Raw genomic sequence first — 23,407 nt, forward strand, 5'->3', positions numbered from 1 at the left:
AGCCACGTCCGATCTACCCAAGCGGTGTTGCTGCAGGCGAGCGCTGAGAGGCGCTGAAGCCGACCGGGAACCCTGCCGCGCGAGTCTGGATTCCCGCGATGGTTGGGGTAAGGTTACGCTGCCTGCGCAGAAAAAATTGCAAACGACATCCGGGAGGAAGCGATGCTCGACACCATGCTTAGCGCGCGCGTCCAGGTTTTCCTCGACAAGTTTGAAGCCGCGCTTGCGGCGGGCGATCTCGACGCCACCGTCGGAATGTTCGCTCCGGAATGCTACTGGCGCGACCTCGTTGCCTTCACCTGGAACATCAAGACCATGGAAGGCCGCGATCAGGTCCGCGACATGCTCGCGCATTGCCTCGCGCATGTGAAGCCGCACAACTGGAAAATCGCCGAAGGTGAAACGCCAACCGAGGCCGGCGGCGTGACTGAATCCTGGATCACGTTCGAGACCGATGTCGCGCGCGGATATGGACTCATCCGCCTGCAGAATGGTCAGATCTGGACGCTCTTGACGACCATGGCCGAACTGAAGGCACATGAGGAAAAGGCTGGCTTCAGCCGACCGCTCGGCGCCAGGCACGGCGTCAATCCCGGCGCCAAGACCTGGAAGGAACTGCGTGACGAGGAAGTCGAGCAACTCGGCTTCAAGACCCAGCCCTACGTGCTTGTCATCGGCGGCGGACAGGGCGGCATTGCGCTCGGGGCGCGGCTGCGCCAGCTCGGTGTGCCGACGATCATCGTCGAAAAGAACGCACGCGCCGGCGATTCCTGGCGCAACCGCTACAAGTCGCTCTGCCTGCACGACCCCGTCTGGTACGATCACTTGCCCTACATCGATTTCCCCAAGAACTGGCCCGTGTTCTCGCCCAAGGACAAGATCGGCGATTGGCTGGAAATGTACACCAAGGTCATGGAGCTGAACTATTGGACGAACACCGTGGCCAAACGCGCCAGTTGGGACGACACCAGGAAGGAATGGACCGTCATCGTCGAACGCGATGGCAAGGAGATTACTCTGCGGCCCAAGCAGCTTGTGTTCGCGACCGGCATGTCGGCCAAGCCGAACATGCCGAAAATCAAGGGCATGGAAGCGTTCAAGGGCGAGCAACACCATTCCTCACGCCATCCCGGCTCCGGCGGCTACAAAGGCAAGAAGGTGGTGGTGATCGGCTCGAACAATTCGGCCCATGACATCTGTGCTGCGCTGTACGAGGCCGGCATCGACGTAACGATGGTGCAGCGCTCGACGACGCACATTGTGCGCTCGGATTCGCTGATGGCGACCCTCGGTGATCTTTATTCCGAACGTGCCGTCCGCAGCGGAATGACCACGGCAAAGGCCGATCTGATCTTCGCTTCGCTGCCCTACCGGATCTTGAATCAGTTTCAGAAGCCGGTCTACGACAAGATCCGCCAGGATGACGCCGCTTTCTATGCCGGGCTTGAGAAGGCCGGCTTCAGGCTCGACTTCGGTGACGACGATTCCGGGTTATTCATGAAATATCTGCGCCGCGGCTCGGGCTATTACATCGACGTCGGCGCCTCACAGCTCATCATTGACGGCAAAATCAAACTGTTCGCTGGACAGGTCGAGGAAATCACGCCCAACGGCGTCAGGCTCGACAACGGCAAGGAATTGCCAGCGGACGTGATCGTCTATGCCACCGGCTACAGCTCGATGAACGGCTTTGTCGCCGATCTCGTCAGTCGGGACATGGCCGACAAAGTCGGCAAGGTCTGGGGCCTCGGCTCGAATACGACAAAGGACCCCGGCCCATGGGAAGGTGAGCAGCGCAACATGTGGAAGCCGACGCAGCAGGAAGGCCTATGGTTCCACGGCGGCAATCTGCATCAGTCGCGACATTACTCGCAATTCCTTTCCCTGCAGTTGAAGGCGCGCTACGAGAGCATCCCGACGCCGGTCTACGGCCTGCAGGCAGTCCATCACAAGGCCTGAAATTGCCGAGTGCACAGCGGGGCTCGCGGATTGCGAGCCCATGCCATTTCCGGGTCTCCGCACCCGCCAACGCAATGTCCGCCTTGTCTCGCTGAGCCGACATCGCTGACTTGATCCGCCATGTCGGAAAGGGACCAAACGCAGACTCATGCAGTACAGCAAATAGGCATCGCTATTCGATCACGTCGTGGGCGCGGGCGAGCAGTGTCGGCGGTAGAGTAACGCCCAACGCTTTCGCGGCCCTAAGATTGATGATGAGTTCATACTTGGTCGGCTGTTGAACCGGCATCTCCGCCGGATTGGCACCTTTGAGTATGCGATCGATGTAGCCAGCCGAGCCGCGGTATAGCTCGATCATGTCAATCGTGTAGCCCATGAGCAGGCCAGCTTCGACGTTTCCGCGGTAGAAACAAACTGACGGGAGCCTTAATTCGACAGCCAGGTCCGCGACGAGCCGCCGATACTGCAAATTTTCTATGGTCGCCGCCACATAGAGCGAATCCACGTGGTCTTGGGCCATCGCTGCGAAGACGCGTCGAAATTCGCGTTCGTCCACAGGAGAAGCCAAAACTGCGGGGATCAATGTGAGTCCAGCAGTCTCGGCCGCCTCTCGAGAGGCCCGTTCGGTGACTCCTTGCCATACCCTGGTCGACAGCAACCAAGCTATCCTCGACACCGCGGGAACGGCCTCTTTCAGCAGCTCGAGGCGCTTTGCTATTAGCTCTAGGCTGGCACCTATACTGAAACCTGTGATATTGGCGCCCGGACGCGACAGGCTGACCGCGAGTCCTTGGAGGACAGGGTCATCTGCGATCACGACGATTGGAATCGTGCTTGTTGTCGCTTTGAGCAGTCGGGCCATCCGGGTGTCGGGGGAAAAAATAATGTCAGGCTTGTTTGCCGCGACCTGACGGGCAAGCTGCGAAACCCGCTCCGCATCGCCGGCGGACGAGTACCACTCCACGGTTAGATTCTGCCCCTCATAATATCCCAACCGGCGCAGTTCTTCGAACAAGGCGGTCCAAAATTCACCTCTCGTCCCCGTCAGAATATCGATCGGATCGGTTTGAGCCAGGATAGCCAAGCGATAAGCCCGGCCCGGCTGCTGCGCGCGGGTCGTGAGCGGCCAAGTAGCCGCCAGGCTAGCAATCGCCTTGACAACATCGCGACGTCTCATGTTGCCGCCCCAGACTGGGGAAGGGACATCATAATCGCGAAGAGCGGCGTTCGAAAGCGAGCAATGTATCGCTTGCTGGGGGACAGGGATGACCGCTCAGGGTCACGAGCAGCGGTCACCGTAACCATCGTACAACGTCCGGTCTCCCGCAGACTGTCGACATGGCGACGGCTCGTTCGTTGGTCAGCTCGGGGCCAAATCCAGACTCATGCATCGCAGCACGCGAAACCTATTCGATCACCTCGTCGGCGCGGGCGAGTAACGCAAGCGGGAACGTCATGTTCAGGTCCCTAGCGGTTCTTGCGTTCAGAACTAATTCGACCTTCGTGACCTGCTGTACCGGCAAGTCTGCCGGCTTGTCGCCGCTAAGGATCCGGCCCGCATAGGTTCCGAGCAGACGATAGGCCTCGCCGTAGTTTGGCCCGTAGCTCGCGAGACCCCCAGCCGCCGCGTAGTCGCGTTCTGCATAGATCGCAGGAATTCGATGCCGCGCGGCGAGTTCAATGACGGCAGCACGATTGTTGGTAAAGACCGCATCGCCTCCGACCATAAGCGCTTCACAGCCGGCGCGACCCACGGCCTCAAAGGCGGCCTCAAATTCACCCGGCAAGTCGGTCTCTTGGATAAGCAACTGCACCCCCAGAGACTTCGCCGCCGCATTCAAATCTTCTTTCAGGTTTGCAAAGCGCAACGACGACGCGCTCAACAGAACGGCCAGCGACTGTGCAGCCGGGACTAGTTCTCGCAAGATCTCCAGACGTTTCGGGCCAAGTGGTGCGGTCAGGATGAAGACACCCGTCAGATTGCTCCCGGGACGATTTAGACCCTCAACGAAGCCGTTCGCAATCGGATCGAACCCTGTCAGGAACACTATAGGAATCGACTTGGTCGCTGCCTGAGCCACCGGCAGCGCGGGACTGGCGAGCGTGACGATCACGGCCACGTCGCGAACGATCAATTCCGTCGCGAGGCCACGTAGTGCAGCTGGCTGGTAGTCGGCGGCGCGATACTCGACCTCGTAGTCGCTACCCTCGACGAAGCCTGTTTCGGCCAGACCACGCCGAACGCCGCCAAAATTAGTGCGCACATCCTTGAGCGATCCTAGACCCAGACAACCGACGACGGGACGCTTCGCGCCCTGCGTCGGGGCCGGCGCCGCACTCGTCGCAAGAGCGGCAGACAATCCGAGACAAAACTCACGCCGCCTCATTCGATCACCTCGTCGGCAATTGCCAGCAAGTTCGCGGGCACGGCAATGCCGAGCGCCTTTGCGGTTTTGAGATTGACAGCGAGGATAAACTTGCTGGCCTGCTCGATCGACAGCATGTCCGTTTTTTTCTGGGCATACCCCAGCCGAGGGACAGTCACCGCGGTCGCGCCTATGAGTCCGATGAAATCACGCCGTCGCATGACCGCCTCCATCGACCACAGCGGCAGTTTAACTGCCCAATCCCAACTCTTGGAAGTCGTGCGGATCCCCGGACCGCCAATTATTGTTGGGTCTCAGATGGGTCAAAGGCTGACTTCGACAACCTGCTTGACCGGTACGCTTATCTCCTGAAAGCAGACATTGTAGCCCTCTGGGCAGAGGTCAGGCACGGGCCACATCCGGACTCATGCAGCGCACCATCATTCGGTCAGATCGTCGACGCGGTCAGCAGAGCTGGAAGGATGGAGACGTCGGACGCTGGCGTTGCCGCTGACGACGGCAGAAGGCCCCGTCGGTCATCCTGGTCCTAAACCAGTACAAGTGTATCGGGTGCAGTCCTGGTAAACACCCCGACACTCGAAGGATGGCAACTGGTTCAGACGACGACAGTCGCGATAGCGTGCACGACAGGTATTTATGCATTGCCGTTTAGCCGTCTGAGCGGCTGCTAAGGCGAAATCGGCATCGCGCGCATTGAGTCTTCCAATACTCAAGGACAGAGGCATTGCTAAGAGTACGCAGACGACGGCAAACGACTGCTTGGGGCATTTCATGGCTCAGCTCTCGCAAAAATCGAAAATGACGGACAAGTTTGGAGCGAGGTCGAAGATTGTCATTTACGTGTCAGCGACCGCGGAGGGATGAGAGACCGCGACTGCATGCCACCTGGGTTGACGCAATGTCTCCGACGGAGACTCTCCGAACAGCGCGTGGTACGCAACCGAGAAGCGCCCAAGCTCCCAAAAGCCATGGTCGGTCACAGTCCGGGTAACGGTTGCCGTGGACGGATGCGAGTGCAGGAGCGCCTGCCGTACTTGGTGCATTCGCCGCAAGGTGAGATAGCGGATTGGGCCCATGCCGATATGCTCTTCGCAGGACGCGCGAAGTGTTCGCTCTGCGACGCCGATGGCGGCGCAAATCTCGGTTAGATAGAGTGGCCGGTCGGGATTTGCCCTCAGGAATTCCACGAAACGGGTGAGCATGCGATCCTTACGGCAGCCGCCTGCGGTTCGCTCCAGAGGGTGGCCTTCGGCGAGACACCTCACCAGGATGTGAGTTAGCTCAGTCTCTAGCGCCCGGGTCACTTCCGGGAGCTCCAGAATGTCTGGGGTGTCATGAGCGAGCTGCCCTATGCTCTTGTGCAGCTTTAGTAGTCGACACATCAACGCAGAAGGCGGGCGAATAGTGGACTTGTAAGGTTTCTCCGGCAGTTCACGGCCGATGATGGCCTTGGCAGCAGCGGCCAGATCACCAGATGGAAGGGACACCGTTCCATAATGAAAGTCCGCATCAGATCGTTGATGTACGACGTCAGGCCTGTTCAAGACGATGTCGCCGGGCCGAACTTCCTGGCCGCAGTCCAGAAACGATGATGAATTACTTTCGGTAAGAAAGCCAAACGATCTGCGGCCAGGCTTTACGGCGACAGTATTGATCTCGGGCAGCGAGATGTGGATACGATGCATCCAAAGCCCGTTCATGCCGATTTGCGCGATTTCGGCATGGAAATTCCCCTTCGCTGTGGGTAATAGCTCGACATCGCAAAAAGGAAAAACCGCCTGACAGGCGGATGGATCATCAAGACTGAAAACTCTACTCAACGCCACTCTTTTCCCCCCCAAAAAATATTCGGTTGGGCAACTGCTTCTAAAATCGACGAGCAGTCAGGAGAACAGGCAATATTATCGCGTAGTTGTACCTTAGCTCCGCCGTAACTTGTGATCAATGTGAGATTGTTTGACCTAAATCAATGTACCGATTGTGACACGGAAACTTTGGGTCAAACTCGGAAGTCAGGACGCACAACCGGGAAGTCCGCTTTCCCTTCAAGAACCGACATCGTCAGGCGGGGCGTCAGGTCCGAAAGGTGCCAATTTCGACCTGCATCCCGTCGTCGAGCGGACGATCGAGCTGCTGGCGCAGGCGGGCTCGCCGGCGGCGCTGATCGCGCGCGGCATCGGTCAGGGAGTTCAAAAGTTTGTCTGACCGATATGCCACCGGTCAACGCACCGGGCGCTTCTGCAGTTTCGGCAATTTATTCGGATCGAATTTGGCTGGCTCCGTCGGCTCGGATGCCTGCGCCTGCTGCTCGTTGAAAATGAGCCTCCCCTCGAGCAGCACGCCCGGGAACTCATCGGCAAAGCCGACGTAAGTGGCGACCTTGCCGAGACACGTGCCGGACAGCTTGAGCTTCAATTCGACATCATTGCCGAAAACGGTTGTTAGCCCTTCGGTATGCTTCTTCGTCACGACGATCGCAGTGAAGCGATCTCCATCGCGTTCAAGCGATCCCTTGTACGTCATGACGCCATCACGGCCCCAGATCCGGCCGTCGGCGACGTGGACGATGCCAGTGCCCTCTCCCTGCGGCGTCTTGAACCAGGCCGCGTATGTGCCGTCCCTGAGCATGGAAGAGAAACCTCTTCGCCCGAGTGTTCACAAGCCGTCCATCTCGCCATCACCACAACTAACGTCAGGTTAATCGCGATGTCCGCAAGACTCCGGGATGCGTTCCATTTCGATCCATGACGAGATTGGCGGCCGGCTCACTCCAAGCCAGCGGCGCCTGATGTTCACTCCTCATGCCCCTGCCCCGCGGCCGGCGGCGTCGGGCTGCTCGCGGCCATGCCGTCCGACGCGCACGCCTATATTTTTGCGGTTCAGTATCAGCGGCTGGTGAACCCGGTGTCGGGAGCGGTCGCGCTGGGCACGCTGCTGGCGGCGGTGACGTTGTCGGTGGTGGTGGTCGTCGTCGTGAAGGAAAAACCCGGAGCCTGTGATCGGCAGGGCAATCCGATCAAAGTCCTACCACGCGATTCCAGTCAGCGATGTACATATAGACCCGCTGATATTCGGTCGGTAGCAGAACCCTATTGTGGGCAATGAAGTGCCTCGTCTTTTCGAGTTCATCTAGGCGCTGCTTTAGCCAGTGCTGTGTGGGCATTATGTCTTCGAAATGTTGCCACTTATCGACGATGATCGATGATAAATGCCCGAAATCTGTAAAGCCCAAGAGGTCAGATTTTTCGCCCTCAAGCCATGAATCATCCTGTGCTGCCTTTTGGCGGCCTTCAGCGAAGGCTTTGATTTTTGGTGGCAATTTTTCAACCCAGTCTGGTCCTTCTTTTTCTTCCAGCGTCTCACGGATCAGGGAACGAACCTCGTTTTCAAAACAATGAAGCACAACGTAAAGCCTGCCCATTTCCAGCGCTTGGTTGCGACGAACGAGCCCAAACGGTGATAGAGCCTCTGAGAGCAATCGCTCTTCGGCCTGCCCAACGTCTGCTCCAACCTGGATGCCTGCTGACTGAAATGTCGCCGCTTCTGATTCAAACATCAATCCGCGGAACATGAAGTCGCGGAGGGCTCGCCTTTGCTCAGTCAAGAAGATGCTCCCGCAAAGATTTGAAGATTGCGTTGAAGACTTCGACGTCCTTTGTAGAGGGTAAGTGAATCTGAATATTGTAGTGGAGCGTGGGACGGTGCGACGCAGACCGTCGGTCGTCCGCGTGCAGATGGTCTGCCTTTTCCGCCTTTATCTCCATTTTTGATTCTGTCGCCTTTGACGTGGGCGCAGACTTCAGGTCTGCCAAAGGAAGGAGCGACAGAAATGTACTGGTCATGAGCTTGGCTGGGCGTTCGCCGGTATTGTGAACGCTCTTAAATTTGCCCTCGATAAGCGCGCGGTCCGCCTCTGTTGGTTCTGCTTTGATTGTGAAGAGATCGGAATATGCCTCGCGCAATGCCTCGGCCATTACCCTGCGAGCCTGAGATTGATCACGATAGGCGTGATATCTCGCGGTGGGCGCTCCGTCAGAAGCTAGAAACCCGAGACTCTTTAGAAGGGGAATCAGCGCATGAAAACTTGCCGATTGAAAGCCGAGATCCTTGACGTACTGCCGTGTGAATTTATCGGGGGCTTGGCCATCCGATAGTCTTTTAAAAACTTCGGGAAGTTGCCCATAAACTTGAACATAGACATCCGGCAAAGCCATCTACAACTCCCAGTTTAGAATTGCGCGACGATACCCTCGCCGTTGGCAACGCTGGAGTCATTTTAGGACTTGCCCCCCAGTCTTTGGACCGAACGCCTCAGACGTCTCGTGGGCACATGCGGACGTGCCCTTCCGCTGACGAAGGACGGTCGTTAGGGTTCGTGGTAGCTCTGTCTGGAGTGGATTTTGAATGCTGGCGTAAGTACTTGATGTCGCTAGTACAGTTCGGTGGGCTCGAACCACCGACCTCCTGTCCGCGGACAGGCGCTTTCACCAACTGACCTACAACAGCATTCCGCGCGAGCCGCCTTTGGGCGCGGCCCGAACAGGCCGATTGCCAAGGGGCCCAGCCCCTAGCGAGCGCGGCCGATGTCAGGCCGCGCCCGCCACACCTAGCGATGTGCGAAAACCTCCTTCAGTTCTGCATCAGCTTCTTGGCGTTGTCGGGCGTGATCGCGGTGGTCGGCACGGTCACCACGGTCGACACCTTCTCGGCGCAGTCGAGCAGGATGGATTTTGCCATATCGATCGCCTCCGGGCCTCCGGTCGGATAGGTGAAGGTTGCCGCCCACTCGCCTTCCGCGACCGCGCGGATGCCGCCGGCGGGCCCGGGCAAGCCGTCGGTCCCGAGGATCTTCACCTGATCGAGCTTGCCGGCGCCCTTCGCCGCGAGGCGCGCGCCGGCGGCCATCATGTCGTTGCTGGCATAGACCGCCTTGATGTTGGGATGGGCCTGGAGCATCGCGGCGAACGCGGTCTGCGCCTTGTCCGGCAGCCAGTCGGCGGCCTGCTCGGCGACGACCTGGACCTTCGGGTTGTCCTTCACGCCGGACTTGAAGCCGTTGAGCCGTTCGACGGCGGGCGTCGAGCTCGGCAGGCCCTGCAGCACCGCCACTTCGCCGCCCTGCGGCAACAGCTTGTCGGCGACGTATTTGCCCGCCTCCTCGGCGATCTTGAAATTATCGCCGCCGATGAAGGCGGTATATTCCTTGCCGGCCTCGCCGACCGTCTTGCGGTCGAGCTCGATGACGGGAATGCCCGCCTTCATGGCCCGCGCCACGACCGGCGTCAGGGGCGCGGCCTCGAACGGCGAGATCAGGATCAGGTCGACCTTCTGGGTGATGAAATTGTCCATCTGCGAGGTCTGCGTGTTGACGTTGCCGGCGCCGTCGGCGATCTGCAGCTTGAACTGCGGCACCTTCTTCGCCGCAGCGGTGAGCTGGTCGTTGACGTGCTGGCGGTAGGGCTCGGCATTGTTGGCCTGCGAGAAGCCGATGATGAATTCCCCGGTCTTGCTGCACTCCTTGACCAGCGGTGCGGCCTGCGCTGCACCGGCAACGAGCGTCGCCGTGCCGGCGCCCAGCACCAGATTGGACCATAACTTTGATAGACGTCGCATGATGTCACTCCCCTGTTTGCCTGCTTGCCTGTTTGCCTCGAACGATCCGCTACGGACGAGCGGTCCCGTCCCGGCGGCAGGTCGCCGCCAGGTCTTCACGTCGCCACTTCACGTCGCCATTGGGGTCAACGACCCCAGGGGTCAACGACCCAATCCCTCGCGGCGACGAACGAGAGATTGAAGAACCGCGGCCACGACGATGATCGCGCCGGTCGCGAGCAGTTGCAGAGCCGCATTGATGTTGTTGAGCTGCAGGATGTTGGCGAGTGCGCCGAGCATGATCGCACCTGCGATCGTGCCGATCATCGAGCCGGCGCCGCCGAACAGGCTGGTGCCGCCGATCACCACTGCCGCGATCGCGGTCAATTCATAACCCGTGCCGTCATTGGCGCTGCCGAAATTGAACTGGCCGGCGTGGACGATGCCGGCGATGGCCGACACCAGACCCGTGATCGCATAGACCGAAATCTTGACCAGCGTGACCGGCACGCCGGAGAGCCGTGCCGCGCGCTCGTTGCCGCCGACCGCGAAGACATAGCGGCCAAAGCGCGTGAAGTTGAGCACGAAGGTGGCCACGATCGCGACGACGAGAAACACCAGGGTTGCGACCGGAACCGTGTTGTTGAAGAGCCGATCGCCCAGCACCGAGAAGATCGGTGGCGCAAGACCCGGACCGTTGCCGTAGGAGATGTTGATGTACTGGTTGTTGGAGATCACCAGCGCCATGCCGCGCGCGACCTGCAGGCCCGCCAGCGTCACGATGAAAGCCTCGAGGCGGAAGCGGGTCGAGATCGCACCTTGCGTGCAACCGAACAGGGCGCCGCAGGTCATCACGAACAGCAGGGTCGGAACCAGTCCCCAGCCCCAGGTCGTCATGATCGTGGCGGTAAGCACGCTGCACAGGCTGAGCAGCGCGCCGACCGACAGATCGATCCCAGCGGTGATGATGACGAAGGTCATGCCGACGGCGATGATGCCGGTCTCGGAAATCGCCCGTACGATGTTCGCGATGTTGTCCGGCGCCAGGAACAGGATGGAGCCGTGCCGCCGCGGCGAGAAGATGATGCCGCCGATCACAACGAAGATGAGGCCGATGACGCTCTGAAAGCGGACCGCGATGGCGAAGAAATCGAGACGGCGTGCCGGCGCGCCCGGCACGGCCGTGGACTTCACGAGCGTTGCGGCGTCATTCATCGCTGTCATCCTCACTGGATTCGGCGACCGCAAGGATGTCGTCCTCCGCGGCGCCGGCGGGAAACTCGGCAACCGTACGCCCGCCCCTCAGCACGACGATGCGATCGCAGAGGCCGATCAGCTCCGGCATTTCGCTGGAGGCGACGAGAATGCCGACGCCCTGCGCGGCGAGCTCGCGGATCCTGGCGTAGATCTCGCCCTTCGCGCCGACATCCACGCCGCGCGTCGGCTCGTCGAGCAGAAGCAGGCGCGGCTCGCCAAGCACCTCCTTGGCGAGTGCGACCTTCTGCTGGTTGCCTCCGGAGAGGGCGCCGACCGCGAGCTCCGGGCGCGGCGGCCGCACGTCGAATGACTTGATCGCCTGACGGGCGAGCCTGCCCTGGCGCGCTTGCGACATCAGGAAGAACGGCGACACGCGCCGCAGCACCGAGGCGACGAGGTTGCGTTCGACGCTGTCGCGCAGCATCAGGCCGGCGCCGCGGCGATCGTCGCTGACAAAGGCGACGCCGGCGCGGCGCGCCTCCGGGATAGAGGTCAGCCGCGCCGGCCGGTCCTCGACCTCGACGCGGCCCGACCAGGCACCGGGACCGCCCGCGCCATAAAGCGCAGAGAGCAGCTCGGTCCGTCCCGCGCCCATGATGCCGGCGAGACCGACGACCTCGCCGGCGCGCACGTCGAGCGAGACCTCGCGCGGCGCCCGCCAGCCGGCCCGCTGCCGGCGCGGGCGCCAGGCGGCCCGCTCCAGATGCAGCACACGGCCGCCGAACGCGCCGCTGCGGCGCGGATAGAGCTCTGCGAGCGGCCGTCCGACGAGCAGCGCCACGAGATCGGATTGCGGCGCAGTCGGCGGCGCCGTCCCTGCGATCCTGCCATCGCGCAGGACAGTCACGCGGTCGGCGACGCGCGGCACCTCTTCGAGCCGATGCGAGATGTAGACGATGCCGACACCGCGCCTTGCGATCTCGCGCATCACATGAAACAGCCGCTGCACCTCCGCGGCGGTCAACGCGGCCGTCGGCTCGTCCATCACGAGAATTCGCGACGCGTAGGTCAGGGCTTTTGCGATCGCGACGATCTGCCGCCGACCGACCGACAATTCACCGACCGGCTGATCGACATCCACATCGAAGCCGATCTCATCGAGCCTCGCCCGCGCCGCGCGGCGCATCGCGCCGCCGTCGAGCACGCCTGCCCGCGTCAATTCCCGGCCGAGGAACAGGTTGGCCGTCACATCGAGGCTCGGGACGAGATCGAGCTCCTGAAAGATCGTCGCGACGCCCGCGGCCTGCGCCGTGCGTGGATCGGTGAAGCGGACGGCGGCTCCGTCGATGCGGATCTCGCCCTGATCCGGCGCGATCACGCCGGAGAGAACATTCATCAGGGTCGACTTGCCTGCGCCGTTCTCGCCAAGCAGCGCGTGGATTTCGCCGCTCCTGAGATCGAAATCGACGCCGCGCAGGGCCTGCGCGCCGCCAAAGCTCTTGACGATGCCGCGCATGGCGAGCAGCGGGGCTTCGGAGCCCAGGGTTTGGGAGCTCGTGTGAGAGCCCGTGCTCATTTCGGCCTCGCGCAGGATTCGCGCTCGATGATGAGAGCGTCGAGCTGAATGGTGCGCCGCGCGCCTTGCGGAGCGGCAATCCGCTCCATGAGCAGGAAGGCGGCGCGCCGGCCGATCTCGGCGCAGGGCTGCGCGACCAGGGTCAGGCGCGGCTCGAAGCAATCGGCCCATTCGAAATCGTCGAAGCCGACAATCGAGATATCCTTTGGCACCCGCAATCCGCGCTTGTGGATCGCCTTCATGATGCCGATCGTCGCGAGGTTGTTGCCGCCGACCAATGCGGTGGGTGGCTGATCGAGATCGAGCAGGCGCTCTGCCGCCTGCATCGCGCTGTTCGTGGTCGCACTGCCGGTGACGAGAAGGCGTTCGTCGATCACGCCGCCGGCGCCGGCGAGGCCCTCGCGATAGCCGGCGATGCGCTCGAGCGTGGTCTCGAATCCGGGATTGCCGCCGACATAGCCGATACGGTGATGACCGAGCGCGGCGACCCGCTCGACGAGATTGCGCATCGCCTCGCGGTTGTTGATGCCGACCTGATCGAAGGCAGGATCGGGCATGCGATCCACCAGCACGCAGGGCAGCCCGACGTCGCTGAGATAAGCGAGCGCGCGACGCCCGGGATCGGGGCTGGGCGCGAGAATGATGCCGTCGACGCGCCGCTGATGCAGCGCCATGACCACGTCGAGCTCACGGCGCGGGTCATCCTCGGTGTCGGACAGAAACACCATCATGCCGAGGCGCGCACACTCGGTTTCGATCGCACAGATGATGTCGCTGAAATAGGGATTGGAAATCGAGGAGATGGCGATGCCGACCGAGCGGGTCGAAGCGGCCTTCAGGCTGCGCGCCATCATGTTGGGACGGAAGCTCAAGGCGGCGATCGCCGCTTCCACGGCACGCGCCGTGTCCGGCGCAACCCGCCGCGTGCCGTTCACGACATGCGAAACGGTCGAGACCGAAACGCCCGCTTTGCGGGCTACATCGGCGATGGTCGCCACGTCCCCTCCCGTGCCTGGATTTGCTAGGCAATCCAAATTTTGCGGGATTATGGCACGCGAAAACGTTTGCGCAATCGTTTTTCTAGCATTTTGTGAAACTTCAGGCGATGGCTCGTTGGCTGCCTCGCCCGTTGTTTCTGGCGCAATCCGGCCGCGTTAAGCGAGCCTCAGTCATTGATTTTGTTGGTACAGTTGGGTGGGCTCGAACCACCGACCTCCTGTTCCACAGACGCACCCCCGGTAATTCCAACGGAATTCATTGAGAACCATCGGGATCGTCAATGACGAATATATCAACCTTTTCATATAGTTATATGGTCTCTGGAGGCTTCAACTGATATCTTTTAGGTCCATCGGGGACGCGATCGAAATTGTCCGATCGCCACCCAAACGGCACCTAAATCGATGTCAGGGGATGCGTTGTGAGCGACGGGACAAGACAGGGGAAAAGACCCAAGGAGAACAGGAAGCAGCGTCTGAGCGACACGTGGATCGCACGACATAAGCTCACCCTCCCCCAGGAAGATTGGTTCGATACTGTGCGTCCGGAATTGATCCTGCGCATATCCTATGGAGGAGCGAAGACCTTCCGCGTCCGCCACAAGGAGAATGGTAAGACCCGCACGTTCAAGCTCGGTCGTTGGCATCCCGAGACGTTCAACGTCGAAGCAGCGAGGCGGGCCGCCAAATCCTTCAAGCCAGCGCCATCGATCTCGACGGACGGGATGACCGAGGATCAGGTTTGGTGGTTGACGGCGACATTCGCCCAAGTGATCGAAAAATACATATCTGAGGTTGTGATCAACTTCAGGACCGCCGACGAGACGAAGCGCTGCTACCGGCGATACGTCATCCCCGCCCTCGGCAAGAAAGTCTTCGTCGACCTCAAGAAGACAGACGCAGGCCTACTGCGGCGCACAATGAGGACGGAGAACGGGGAGCGGCAAGCCGACATCATCTTCGCCCTGATCCGCTCAATCATGTTCTGGGTTGAAGACGAGGAAGTTATCGACGGATACGAGTCCCCCCTTCGATATCGGCCCAAGCGCCGAGGCAAGAAGAAGCGACGCGGCGGAGGACGGGAACGCGTTCTCGACGATCACGAGCTCCGAATGGTCTGGCGGGCCGCGGAACAGATGGGCGGCCTTTACGGAGGCCTCGTTCGTCTTCTCCTCCTGACAGGTCAGCGTCGCCAATGTCTCGCGACGGCCACATGGTCCGAGATCGTCGATGGCACCTGGTACATCCGCGACGAAGGCGACGACGCCAAGGGGACGGGTCAAATCCTACGATTGCCTCCCCTCGCGCTCAAAATCCTGAGCGGACTGCCCCGCATCAAGGGCAACCCGTACGTGTTCGGCGTAGAGGACAAGGGAGAGCACAAACCGTTTAACAGCTTCTCCCAGCGGAAAAACGAACTCTTGGAACTGTTGCCGCGTCCGATCCCGCGATGGACCCTGCACGATCTCCGGCGAACCGCTCGCACGCGCCTAGAAGACATCGGCGTGGACATGCAGACGGGCGAGGTCGTGATCGGACATGCGTTGCCCGGCGTCAAACGCACCTATATCCGTTCGAAGTTCGAGGAGAAGCGTGCGGACGCTCTCTCCCGTCTCGCAATGCATATCGCGGAGATCGTCGGATCGTCCCCAGATCGGGGAGGGACGCCGCCCGCAGTGCCAAGAACTACGTCATCCGACAACGTTGTCCCGATCCGACGGACGCGCCGCGCGTGAGTGCGGACGCGCTCAGGGCGCGCTGCGTGCGTTTCTGAGCGATCCGGGAGGGATTGTAGGGGGACGCGCAGTGCGCACCCCACACCCGTTCCTAGCGGGACGTTCATCGGGCGTCATCAGGCGTTGACAGGACGTCTTTCTCTGAAGGACAATCTGATCGGAACCGCACGAGCGGTGGCGGCCAATGGCGGCGGAGCCAGGCCCTCGATTGTGACAGCTTCGCAATCCCATTTCTTTCGCGACCTTGTCGAATGGCAGGCTGCGATAGCTATTGGGCTCCGCCATGTCAGACGTAGTCAACGTTGACTTCAGTAACTCGGCATCTTTCTCAAACAACGAAACCCCTCGCGACCAACTGCTGGTTTCGCGAGATCAAGCCCGCGCAATGTTAGGCGGCATTTCCGTCTCTCATCTTCGCAGGCTTATGAAAGCTGGCGAGGTCAAGCCGATCTTCCTAAACGCAAGCTCGCGACCTCAACGCAACGGGAAGCTCTATTTCCGCGTGACCGATCTAGAAGCGCTAGTCGAGAAATACGCAAAGCGCGTCTCGATCTAAATCGAAAACGAAGCCCACACCTGTTGGCGCAGGCGTGGGCGATTTCGTCATTCCTTCAATGAGCAACAATCACCCGTGAGGAAGATCGTCAATGTTGATCTTACGACGCCCGTCGCGCGCGGACCAGCCTCCGCGATCTACACCCGCTGCCCCGTTCAAAGGAAGTATTCCGAGCGCGATGTATCGGTACATCGACAAGATAGCGTTCTGGATCGAGAAGCCGTTCAGTAAGGAAGAGAAGAATTTTATCCGTCAAGAATGCGGACCTGGCGGCACGGACCTCGACCGCGAGGAAGGAAAGCGTCGCGCACGTTTCGATCCTCGACTGATCCAGCGCATCGAGACAAGGCAACCAAGCCTTGCCTTGCTCAAATTCCTGAGCACCGTCCCGGGGCTCTATCTCAACATGCTCGAAATCACACTCGACCTTATCTTCGAGAGCGAAGAACATCGCGACGAGACCTGCGACTATCTCGACCGGTACCTCGTGAAGAAGAACCATCGAGGAGAGATCAGATATTTCAAGGGCACCCGATACACAGACCGCAGATGGGCACCTACGAATTTCGTGATGTATCGTCCAGAGTTCGCGAAAATGACCGGTGAACTCTACTGCCTGCATCTCGAATTCAGGGTCTGTGGCATCCGTGCTCTTTCTCGCATCGAAATCCGAGGCATGAGAGACCTAATCGAATTCGACCATCATGCATTCTGGAAATCTCGGCTGCTGCTGAGGAAGATAGGAGACTTCCCGCGTCTAGGCCGCATCTATTCCAACTCCGCGAGAAGGAAGAGGAAGCACACTCCCAAAAGACCGCGCATCTACAAGACCCGATCCGGATTTGAGTACCATACCGATGCTCGGATCGGTCAGACCCTATGGCGCGTCAAAGGGACGGTGCAGAAAATGATTGATGATGCACGGAAACTCAAAATCCCTGTCAGTCGCAGTTTGACTGCTATCGACAACACTGCGCTCCTTCCTCGACGGAAACGCGACAAATAGGGAATTCTCAATCGGCGCAACGGGATAGGCGATGTAAATGTCGAATGTCTTGCTAATAAGAGTAGGCCTCTCAAGCCCGGTACTGCACTGGATAAGTGTTGAGATACCTAAGCGCAACCTTGACGACGTAGGGGCGCGGGTGGAGTGTTCGCTTTTCCCACTCCTTAGATTGTCTCCTTCATTCCATGAAGCCTCATCTCCAGAGATTTGTAGACGATTATCTGGCCGAGTTAATTGAGGGCAACGCAGCGGTATTCGCGGGCGCGGGCCTATCGGTCCCGGCTGGATTTGTAGACTGGCGCGCGTTGCTCCGGCCCCTGTCTAAAGACCTTGACCTCGATATCGATCTCGAAACCGACCTCGTAGCCGTTGCCCAATTCCATGTGAACGCAAACGCGCAAAACAGGCACAAGCTCAACAAGGCTCTTCTCGACGCGCTCTCTAAGGATGTAAAGCCGACCGCTAATCACCGGCTTCTTGTGCAACTTCCCATTACAACGTTCTGGACGACGAACTACGACAAGTTAATTGAGAATAGCCTTCACGAAGCTGGTCGGGTCGTAGACGTGAAAAGCTCGGTACCGCAGATGTCGACAACGCGGCCGCACCGCGATGTAACAGTCTACAAAATGCACGGCGACATCGAGCGACCGAACGAAGCCATCATCACGAAGGACAATTATGAAGAATACCCCAAGAAGAGGGCGCCCTTCATCACGGCGTTAGCAGGTGATCTCGTCAAGAGGACGTTTCTATTCCTCGGCTTTAGCTTTACTGACCCCAATCTCGACCACGTTCTCACGCAGGTCCGCTATTACTTTTCAATCGATCAGCGCCAGCATTTTGCGATCTTTCGGACTCGGTCTAGGATGACCGGAGAGTCTGATGAGCATTTTGCGCATCACCTTGCAAGACAGAAGCACGTCATTGAGGATTTGAAGCGCTTCAATATCAAGGTTTTGCTCGTCGACGAGTATAGCGAGATAACCGAAGTGTTGACAGCACTCGTTAATCGATACCGTCGTCGCACCGTATTCATTGGCGCGAGTGCCTTTAATTTCGATCCTTGGGGCCAAGCTGCCGTAAGCGAGTTTGCCGAAGAGCTTGGTCGCGCGCTCATTGCGGACGGGACCCGGATTGCGACCGGCTTGGGCGCGGGAATTGGCGATGCGGTGTTCACGGGTGCTCTACGGGAGATCATGCGGACGAAGCTGAAGATTGACGACACTCTCGTACTGCGTCCGTTCCCGCAGACTGGTGACGCAAGCTCACTTCCGGCGCTCTGGGACGAATATCGGCGCGAAATTCTATCCCAAGCGGGGATTGCCTTGTTTTTGTTCGGCAACAAGGAGAGTGCAGGCAAGCCGATAAATTCGGATGGTCTTCAGCGGGAATTCGAAATCGCCCGAGAGGAAGGGCTCCCCGTACTTCCTGTTGGCGCCACGGGATCGGCGGCTAGCGCACTAGCGCAGCAGGCCCTAGCTGACCCCGACAAACATTTGCCTGAGTACGATACCGACGGCCGCGCTCGCTTAGAGGCTCTCAGCAAGCATACTGACGATCTCAAGTCGCTTGTAGCTCCGATTGTCGAACTTGTCCGTAAACTGCAGGGAAAGGGTTGATCGTGGCACGCCGAGTCTTCTTTAGCTTTCACTACGACCGAGACGTTCGCAGGATCCAACAAGTTAGGAACTCATGGGTCGTGCGTCAGCGTGGAGAGTCTCAACCCTTCTTCGATGGCGCCGATTTTGAGGAAGCAAAGCGACGCGCTGGTGGCATCGAAAAGTGGATTGAAGATCAGTTGAAGGGGTGCTCAGTCACCGCTGTTCTTTATGGAGCGGAGACCTACAACCGCCCGTGGGTACAGCACGAGATCAAGCGCAGCTACCAGCTTGGAATGGGCATCATTGCGATAGACATTCACAATCTCCGCGATCCGATCAACGGCACCGATAGGCAAGGTCGAAATCCCCTTGAGCACTGGAACGTCGAGGGAAAGCCGTTCACCTCAATCTATCGCACTTACGATTGGGTTCGCGATGATGGCTACAACAATATCGCTAGTTGGATCGAAACCGCAGCAAGAGCAGTTGGCCGATAGCTCTGCGCGCTCTTCGCGATCGCTGCACCCGCTCCAGATCGCGTGTTTTCGCCGGGACGCAGGAAGATACGTCCCGGAGACGTAACACCACCCAGAACCGCTCCCCTGCGCGAGAACCGAGATCCTAGCGCCGCATGGGAGGACAGGACGGATCGGGGCCCGAGGCGTGACAGCAGGGCAGTAAGTGCTACGATCCCCGTCCCTCGACAATCAGACCGAGGGACATCCCCATGCTCGACCAGAACAACGACTATTCATCCGCAGGCCCGGGCTTCAAACGCAGGCGTCAGCGGGAACGACTCACACTCGAGAAGAAACACCGATCCAAACCGTACCTGGGGAGGCCAAAGCCCGCAAAGGAGGAGACGACGAAAAGGGAGACGATGGATATCTCCCCGAGGGGACTGCGTGCACGCGTTCAGCGTCTCACACTCAGGCATGAGGCATTCGGGGACGTGTATGACGAATTGAAACGCGCGAACTTCCCCTCCTCTGCTGTCCTCTGTAGTGCTCTGCGCAATGAGACCCTCCAGATCGTCAAGCTCATGATCGAGGAAGGGCTCCTAGATAGGGAACGGCTGGACAGATATCGAAAGACGCACGCCAAAGACCTGCGGAAGAACAGGCAAGGCACCTAGTCTGTTTCCCGGTGTGAAATCGCGGTCGCGAGGGATCGAATACATCCCAAGATCATCCCAAAAGTGCACACAGCTGCGCACTCATCTCGCGATCTATTTTGTCGCTCGCATATTTGATCGCCGCGGATTTCGGACCACCTGATTATGAAACAGGTGGTCAGAACTCGAAATTACCGGGATTTTCCGCAAGAAATTCAACGCCGCATGCCCGGGTCTAGTCTTGGGTAGCCCCATGGGTATCATCCGAACAGAAAATAGAGCGATGTATTCGCAGACGAGATGCAAGTTCGATGCACGGGACCCTAAGACAAAACGCGAAGCCAAAACGCAAACGCAATCTATCGGCCGTCACATCCGGCCGTCGATTGTTTGCGGAACGCATCTCCACAACGGACTCTCCCAGAGGGCGCCGTTTCTCCGATCTCGTCCTCCGATACGTGGAAGACTGCGGGGGCGACGAGAAGATATCGGAAGCGACGCGTAATCTGATCCGTCGCATCGCGCTCCTGCAATGCGTCCTCGAAGACTGCGAAGCCGCCTACGTCAAGACTGGTGAAACGACCTTGGACGAGCGGCTTGAATATCAACGCCTCTCCAACACTCAATCCCGCTTGATGCGCAAGATCGGTTTGCTCGATGCAAAGCCCGACCGCGATGACGATGAGGACGATCTAGACCCCCTCACCTATGCGCAGAATGGCGGCAGCCGTCGTTCACGTCGAGAACGGTTAGACGGGGATTGATGCGATGGGTCTCAAACGCATCAGACTCTCAGATGCAGCCGAGACCCCCACCACACCCTCGAAACCGAAACCGGCCCACCTCACACTCCTCGATGCAATCGCAGACCCTCGATTGTTTGCGAAATTCTTCCCTGATCCCGAGTCTTGGCTTGCGTGGCGTGCATTCCTCGCATCGGCATTTGGATTGGACATGTCCGAGGAGGAGCTTGCGATCTATCGCAAGTGCACGGGTCGGAATGACCCACCCTCGCAACAGATGCGGGAATTGGTGCTCGTCATTGGACGACGCGGAGGCAAGTCGCGCATCCTCGCATTGATTGCAGTCTGGCTTGCGTGTTTTCACGATTATCGACCGTATTTGGATGCGGGCGAGCTTGGCGTCGTCCAGGTACTTGCAGCCGACAAGACCCAAGCGAAAGTTATCCTCCGATACGTCCGCGCCTTCTTCAAGAAGGTACCGATGCTCGCGCGGATGATCGCTCGCGATACACAATACGGTCTCGAACTGTCCAACTCCATCGCAATCGAGATCGTACCGGCCTCGTTCAAACAGGTCCGGGGCCGGACCGTTGTCGCGGCCCTCTGCGATGAGATCGCGTTCTGGTCGGACGAGGGCGCGAACCCCGACAAGGAGGTCATCGACGCGATCAGACCCGGCATGGCGACGATCCCGAACTCGATGTTGCTGCTCGCATCCTCGCCGTACGCCCGCAAGGGTGTCCTCTATTCGATGCACAAGCAGTACCACAGCAAGAACGACAAGCGCGTGCTGTGTTGGCAGGCGCCCACCGAGGTAATGAACCCCTCGATTGATCCGGATTTCATTGCGCAAGCTTTTGCCGATGATCCGACCTCCGCGTCCGCGGAGTATGGGGCTCAGTTCCGCTCCGACATTTCCAGCTTCGTCGCGCGGGAAGCCGTTGAAGCCGTCACGTCCGACGAGCGGGAACGGCCTTACCTTTCCCAGTATCGATATCACGCCTTTGCAGACGCCGCGGGCGGCTCCGGACAGGACTCGTACACCCTCGCAATCGGTCACGTCGAAAACGGCACTTGCATCCTCGACGTGATCAGGGAGGCGAAACCGCCCTTTTCACCGAAGGCGATTACAGAGCAGTTCGCGACCCTACTCAAGGCATACCGCGTGTCGAAAGTCATCGGCGATCGGTTCGCGGGCGAATGGCCGCGCGAGCAATTCCTCGAACATCGCATCACCTACGAACCGAGCGCCAAGCCCAAGTCGCAAATCTACGGGGAATTTCTTCCCCTGATGATGTCGAAGAAGTGCGACCTTCTCGACAACTCAAGGCTCACGACCCAGCTCGTTGGGCTTGAGCGCCGCACAGCACGATCAGGCAAGGACTCCATCGATCACGCACCTAACGGGCATGACGACGTAGCGAACGCGGTCGCGGGCGTCCTCACGTCCATGGGCGTCCGCAAATATCGCTACGTCGCCGATCTTTCATGGGTCGGAGAACCTAGCGCGGATTTCCGACCGGAACAGAGCCCGAGCGCTCAGAGACTAAGCCACCTACTCACCATGAAGGGATTACGATGATGAACGATACCCATGTCGTCGACAAGAACGGCCAACGCGTGCAACGCGCAAACGGCATCCTGCTCGACGGCGACCATTTGGTCGTCAAGATGCGCGTTATGGACGGCGTGCCGAGACCCGGCCTGTTCATGACGGATACGGCGCAGCCTCCGACCCGCGAGCAGTTGCAGCAGATGCGCGACACGCGAAATGCCGCGTTGTCGAATGCGTGGCGTCAGCCCGTAGGCCGCGACGCCTCTCCACCCATTGCCCAGTCACGCGACGAAGCTCTCGCTCTGCGGGATCAGAGCCTTCGAGACGCCTGGAGGGGTTAAACCAACCTGTCTGCGGCGTTACGACGCCGCGGACATCATCAGGAGAACGGCACGAATGTCAGACGGATCGAAGCTACCAAAGGGAGTTCAAGCGAAACTCCTGCACCTCGATGATGCGGCCCATCAGGCACAGGCCCTCATCTCCTCGACGATACGCCGCGTCGGAGAACTCGAACGACTTCTCGTGAACAACCCGGACGGCCCATCTTCCGATGCCATTCGCGAGGAGATTACGCTGTTACGGCGGAAGCAATCGAACCACGCGGATCGGTATCGAGAATGCGCCGACGTGAACGCCGCAATCAGACGATATCTCGAAAGCCTCCCCGCAAACGTCGTCGTCGAGGATGCAAAGCGGACAAAAGTGAAGCTCAAGCCGGGCGAGAATTATAGCACGGCTGTTGAACGTGTCCGCCGCGAGATCGCGGGTCTCGTCTCCGAGCGATTGCGCGTCCAGCAGGCGGGACTACCGATCGAGGAGATACGAGAGAAGGCAAGGGACTGGATAACACAGCGCAGTCGGCTTGCGCGCCCCTACGTCACCGCGAACCACGATCAGTTCACCGTCCGCTTCGATGTCTACGTCGAGAATGCGCCTATTCCCATCACCGACGTTGCCGCGATCATGGCGTGGCTCTACCCGGAACGTTTTGCCAAAAAGATTAATGAGATCATCGACCAGATGCCGAAACCTGTCCTCGCCCTATCTGCGGAGGAGAAGTCGCAGCGGCTCAGGGAGATCAAGGGCAGCCTCTATGAACTGGAGGTCGAGGAAGAGAGCCTGATTTCCGCCGCAGAGGAGCAGGGACACATCATCGCGCGTCGTGTCACCGCGGACCCGAAGGCGATCCTCGGCCTCGTCCTAAATCGCAGCAAGGCGAACGCAGCATGACAGTTTCCCTCCGTGGAGGTCGCCGCTTCCGCGGAGGGGAGTGGTTCCGGCCTGCGTGTGTGCCGTTCGCGGCCGGACGTGGACAAGTGGGGAGTGTCCACGCTTCATAGAAGAACCCCCACAGCCTGCGGCCGAAACGAATTCTCCTTGG

At 59.5% G+C, this 23,407-nt stretch carries 22 protein-coding genes; 10 read left to right on the forward strand and 12 right to left on the reverse strand.

Annotation, left to right across the window (positions count from 1 at the left end; translation table 11 throughout):
* Nucleotides 1-162 precede the first annotated feature (162 nt).
* Nucleotides 163-1,959: a flavin-containing monooxygenase gene (locus KUF59_RS39105; protein WP_212458516.1), complete on the forward strand. Its 1,797-nt coding sequence runs from the start codon at nucleotides 163-165 to the stop codon at nucleotides 1,957-1,959.
* A gap of 172 nt (nucleotides 1,960-2,131) precedes the next feature.
* On the opposite strand, the gene KUF59_RS39110 is transcribed toward KUF59_RS39105, so the two are convergent.
* The 12 genes from KUF59_RS39110 to KUF59_RS39165 form a co-directional block, all read right to left on the reverse strand.
* Nucleotides 2,132-3,136: an ABC transporter substrate-binding protein gene (locus KUF59_RS39110; RefSeq protein ID WP_212458515.1), complete on the reverse strand. Its 1,005-nt coding sequence runs from the start codon at nucleotides 3,134-3,136 to the stop codon at nucleotides 2,132-2,134.
* 229 nt (nucleotides 3,137-3,365) lie between these two features.
* A complete protein-coding gene (locus KUF59_RS39115) occupies nucleotides 3,366-4,346 on the reverse strand; it encodes an ABC transporter substrate-binding protein (RefSeq protein ID WP_212458514.1) in 981 nt (326 codons plus the stop codon).
* Nucleotides 4,343-4,546 (reverse strand): hypothetical protein, encoded by a 204-nt coding sequence (locus KUF59_RS39120; protein WP_212458513.1) that lies wholly within the window; start codon nucleotides 4,544-4,546, stop codon nucleotides 4,343-4,345. Before KUF59_RS39120 ends, KUF59_RS39115 begins: the two co-directional genes overlap by 4 nt.
* Before the next feature lie 636 nt (nucleotides 4,547-5,182).
* Nucleotides 5,183-6,166 (reverse strand): AraC family transcriptional regulator, encoded by a 984-nt coding sequence (locus tag KUF59_RS39125; protein WP_258767933.1) that lies wholly within the window; start codon nucleotides 6,164-6,166, stop codon nucleotides 5,183-5,185.
* Nucleotides 6,167-6,566: 400 nt separating this feature from the next.
* The gene (locus KUF59_RS39130) at nucleotides 6,567-6,974 is read right to left on the reverse strand and encodes a hypothetical protein (RefSeq protein ID WP_258767935.1); all 408 of its coding nucleotides are present in this window, start codon (nucleotides 6,972-6,974) and stop codon (nucleotides 6,567-6,569) included.
* A 257-nt stretch (nucleotides 6,975-7,231) separates the two neighbouring features.
* The gene (locus KUF59_RS39135) at nucleotides 7,232-7,357 is read right to left on the reverse strand and encodes a hypothetical protein (protein WP_258767937.1); all 126 of its coding nucleotides are present in this window, start codon (nucleotides 7,355-7,357) and stop codon (nucleotides 7,232-7,234) included.
* 5 nt (nucleotides 7,358-7,362) lie between these two features.
* Nucleotides 7,363-7,950 (reverse strand): Swt1 family HEPN domain-containing protein, encoded by a 588-nt coding sequence (locus tag KUF59_RS39140; RefSeq protein ID WP_258767939.1) that lies wholly within the window; start codon nucleotides 7,948-7,950, stop codon nucleotides 7,363-7,365.
* Nucleotides 7,943-8,560, reverse strand: coding sequence for a DUF5343 domain-containing protein (locus tag KUF59_RS39145; RefSeq protein WP_258767941.1), 618 nt, complete (start codon nucleotides 8,558-8,560; stop codon nucleotides 7,943-7,945). Before KUF59_RS39145 ends, KUF59_RS39140 begins: the two co-directional genes overlap by 8 nt.
* 415 nt (nucleotides 8,561-8,975) lie before the next feature.
* Nucleotides 8,976-9,959, reverse strand: coding sequence for a substrate-binding domain-containing protein (locus KUF59_RS39150; RefSeq protein WP_258767942.1), 984 nt, complete (start codon nucleotides 9,957-9,959; stop codon nucleotides 8,976-8,978).
* A gap of 141 nt (nucleotides 9,960-10,100) precedes the next feature.
* Nucleotides 10,101-11,153: an ABC transporter permease gene (locus tag KUF59_RS39155; protein ID WP_258767944.1), complete on the reverse strand. Its 1,053-nt coding sequence runs from the start codon at nucleotides 11,151-11,153 to the stop codon at nucleotides 10,101-10,103.
* Nucleotides 11,146-12,711 carry a sugar ABC transporter ATP-binding protein gene (locus tag KUF59_RS39160; RefSeq protein WP_258767945.1) on the reverse strand — a complete coding sequence of 522 codons (1,566 nt, stop codon included), beginning with the start codon at nucleotides 12,709-12,711 and terminating at the stop codon, nucleotides 11,146-11,148. Before KUF59_RS39160 ends, KUF59_RS39155 begins: the two co-directional genes overlap by 8 nt.
* Nucleotides 12,708-13,709, reverse strand: coding sequence for a LacI family DNA-binding transcriptional regulator (locus tag KUF59_RS39165; RefSeq protein WP_212458505.1), 1,002 nt, complete (start codon nucleotides 13,707-13,709; stop codon nucleotides 12,708-12,710). Before KUF59_RS39165 ends, KUF59_RS39160 begins: the two co-directional genes overlap by 4 nt.
* Before the next feature lie 422 nt (nucleotides 13,710-14,131).
* Here KUF59_RS39165 and KUF59_RS39170 point away from each other — a divergent pair, with 422 nt between their 5' ends.
* From KUF59_RS39170 to KUF59_RS39210, 9 genes are all read left to right on the forward strand, one after another.
* Entirely contained in the window at nucleotides 14,132-15,445 is a 1,314-nt protein-coding gene (locus KUF59_RS39170; RefSeq protein ID WP_258767946.1) for a tyrosine-type recombinase/integrase, read from the forward strand.
* Nucleotides 15,446-16,092: 647 nt separating this feature from the next.
* Nucleotides 16,093-17,007 carry a hypothetical protein gene (locus KUF59_RS39175; RefSeq protein ID WP_258767948.1) on the forward strand — a complete coding sequence of 305 codons (915 nt, stop codon included), beginning with the start codon at nucleotides 16,093-16,095 and terminating at the stop codon, nucleotides 17,005-17,007.
* Between the two features lie 185 nt (nucleotides 17,008-17,192).
* On the forward strand, nucleotides 17,193-18,629 hold the full coding sequence (locus KUF59_RS39180; RefSeq protein WP_258767950.1) for an SIR2 family protein: 1,437 nt from the start codon (nucleotides 17,193-17,195) through the stop codon (nucleotides 18,627-18,629).
* A 2-nt stretch (nucleotides 18,630-18,631) separates the two neighbouring features.
* Nucleotides 18,632-19,108 carry a TIR domain-containing protein gene (locus KUF59_RS39185; protein ID WP_258767951.1) on the forward strand — a complete coding sequence of 159 codons (477 nt, stop codon included), beginning with the start codon at nucleotides 18,632-18,634 and terminating at the stop codon, nucleotides 19,106-19,108.
* Between the two features lie 230 nt (nucleotides 19,109-19,338).
* Entirely contained in the window at nucleotides 19,339-19,746 is a 408-nt protein-coding gene (locus KUF59_RS39190; RefSeq protein ID WP_258767952.1) for a hypothetical protein, read from the forward strand.
* A 290-nt stretch (nucleotides 19,747-20,036) separates the two neighbouring features.
* Nucleotides 20,037-20,489 carry a hypothetical protein gene (locus KUF59_RS39195; protein ID WP_258767953.1) on the forward strand — a complete coding sequence of 151 codons (453 nt, stop codon included), beginning with the start codon at nucleotides 20,037-20,039 and terminating at the stop codon, nucleotides 20,487-20,489.
* Between the two features lie 190 nt (nucleotides 20,490-20,679).
* Nucleotides 20,680-22,050 (forward strand): hypothetical protein, encoded by a 1,371-nt coding sequence (locus tag KUF59_RS39200; RefSeq protein WP_258767954.1) that lies wholly within the window; start codon nucleotides 20,680-20,682, stop codon nucleotides 22,048-22,050.
* The gene (locus tag KUF59_RS39205) at nucleotides 22,047-22,364 is read left to right on the forward strand and encodes a hypothetical protein (protein WP_258767955.1); all 318 of its coding nucleotides are present in this window, start codon (nucleotides 22,047-22,049) and stop codon (nucleotides 22,362-22,364) included. Before KUF59_RS39200 ends, KUF59_RS39205 begins: the two co-directional genes overlap by 4 nt.
* Nucleotides 22,297-23,256, forward strand: a complete 960-nt coding sequence (locus KUF59_RS39210; RefSeq protein WP_258767956.1) for a hypothetical protein — start codon at nucleotides 22,297-22,299, stop codon at nucleotides 23,254-23,256. Before KUF59_RS39205 ends, KUF59_RS39210 begins: the two co-directional genes overlap by 68 nt.
* Nucleotides 23,257-23,407: the final 151 nt, after the last annotated feature.

Origin of the sequence: Bradyrhizobium arachidis (assembly GCF_024758505.1) — a bacterium.
In the GTDB taxonomy this organism is placed as follows: Bacteria; Pseudomonadota; Alphaproteobacteria; order Rhizobiales; family Xanthobacteraceae; genus Bradyrhizobium; species Bradyrhizobium manausense_C.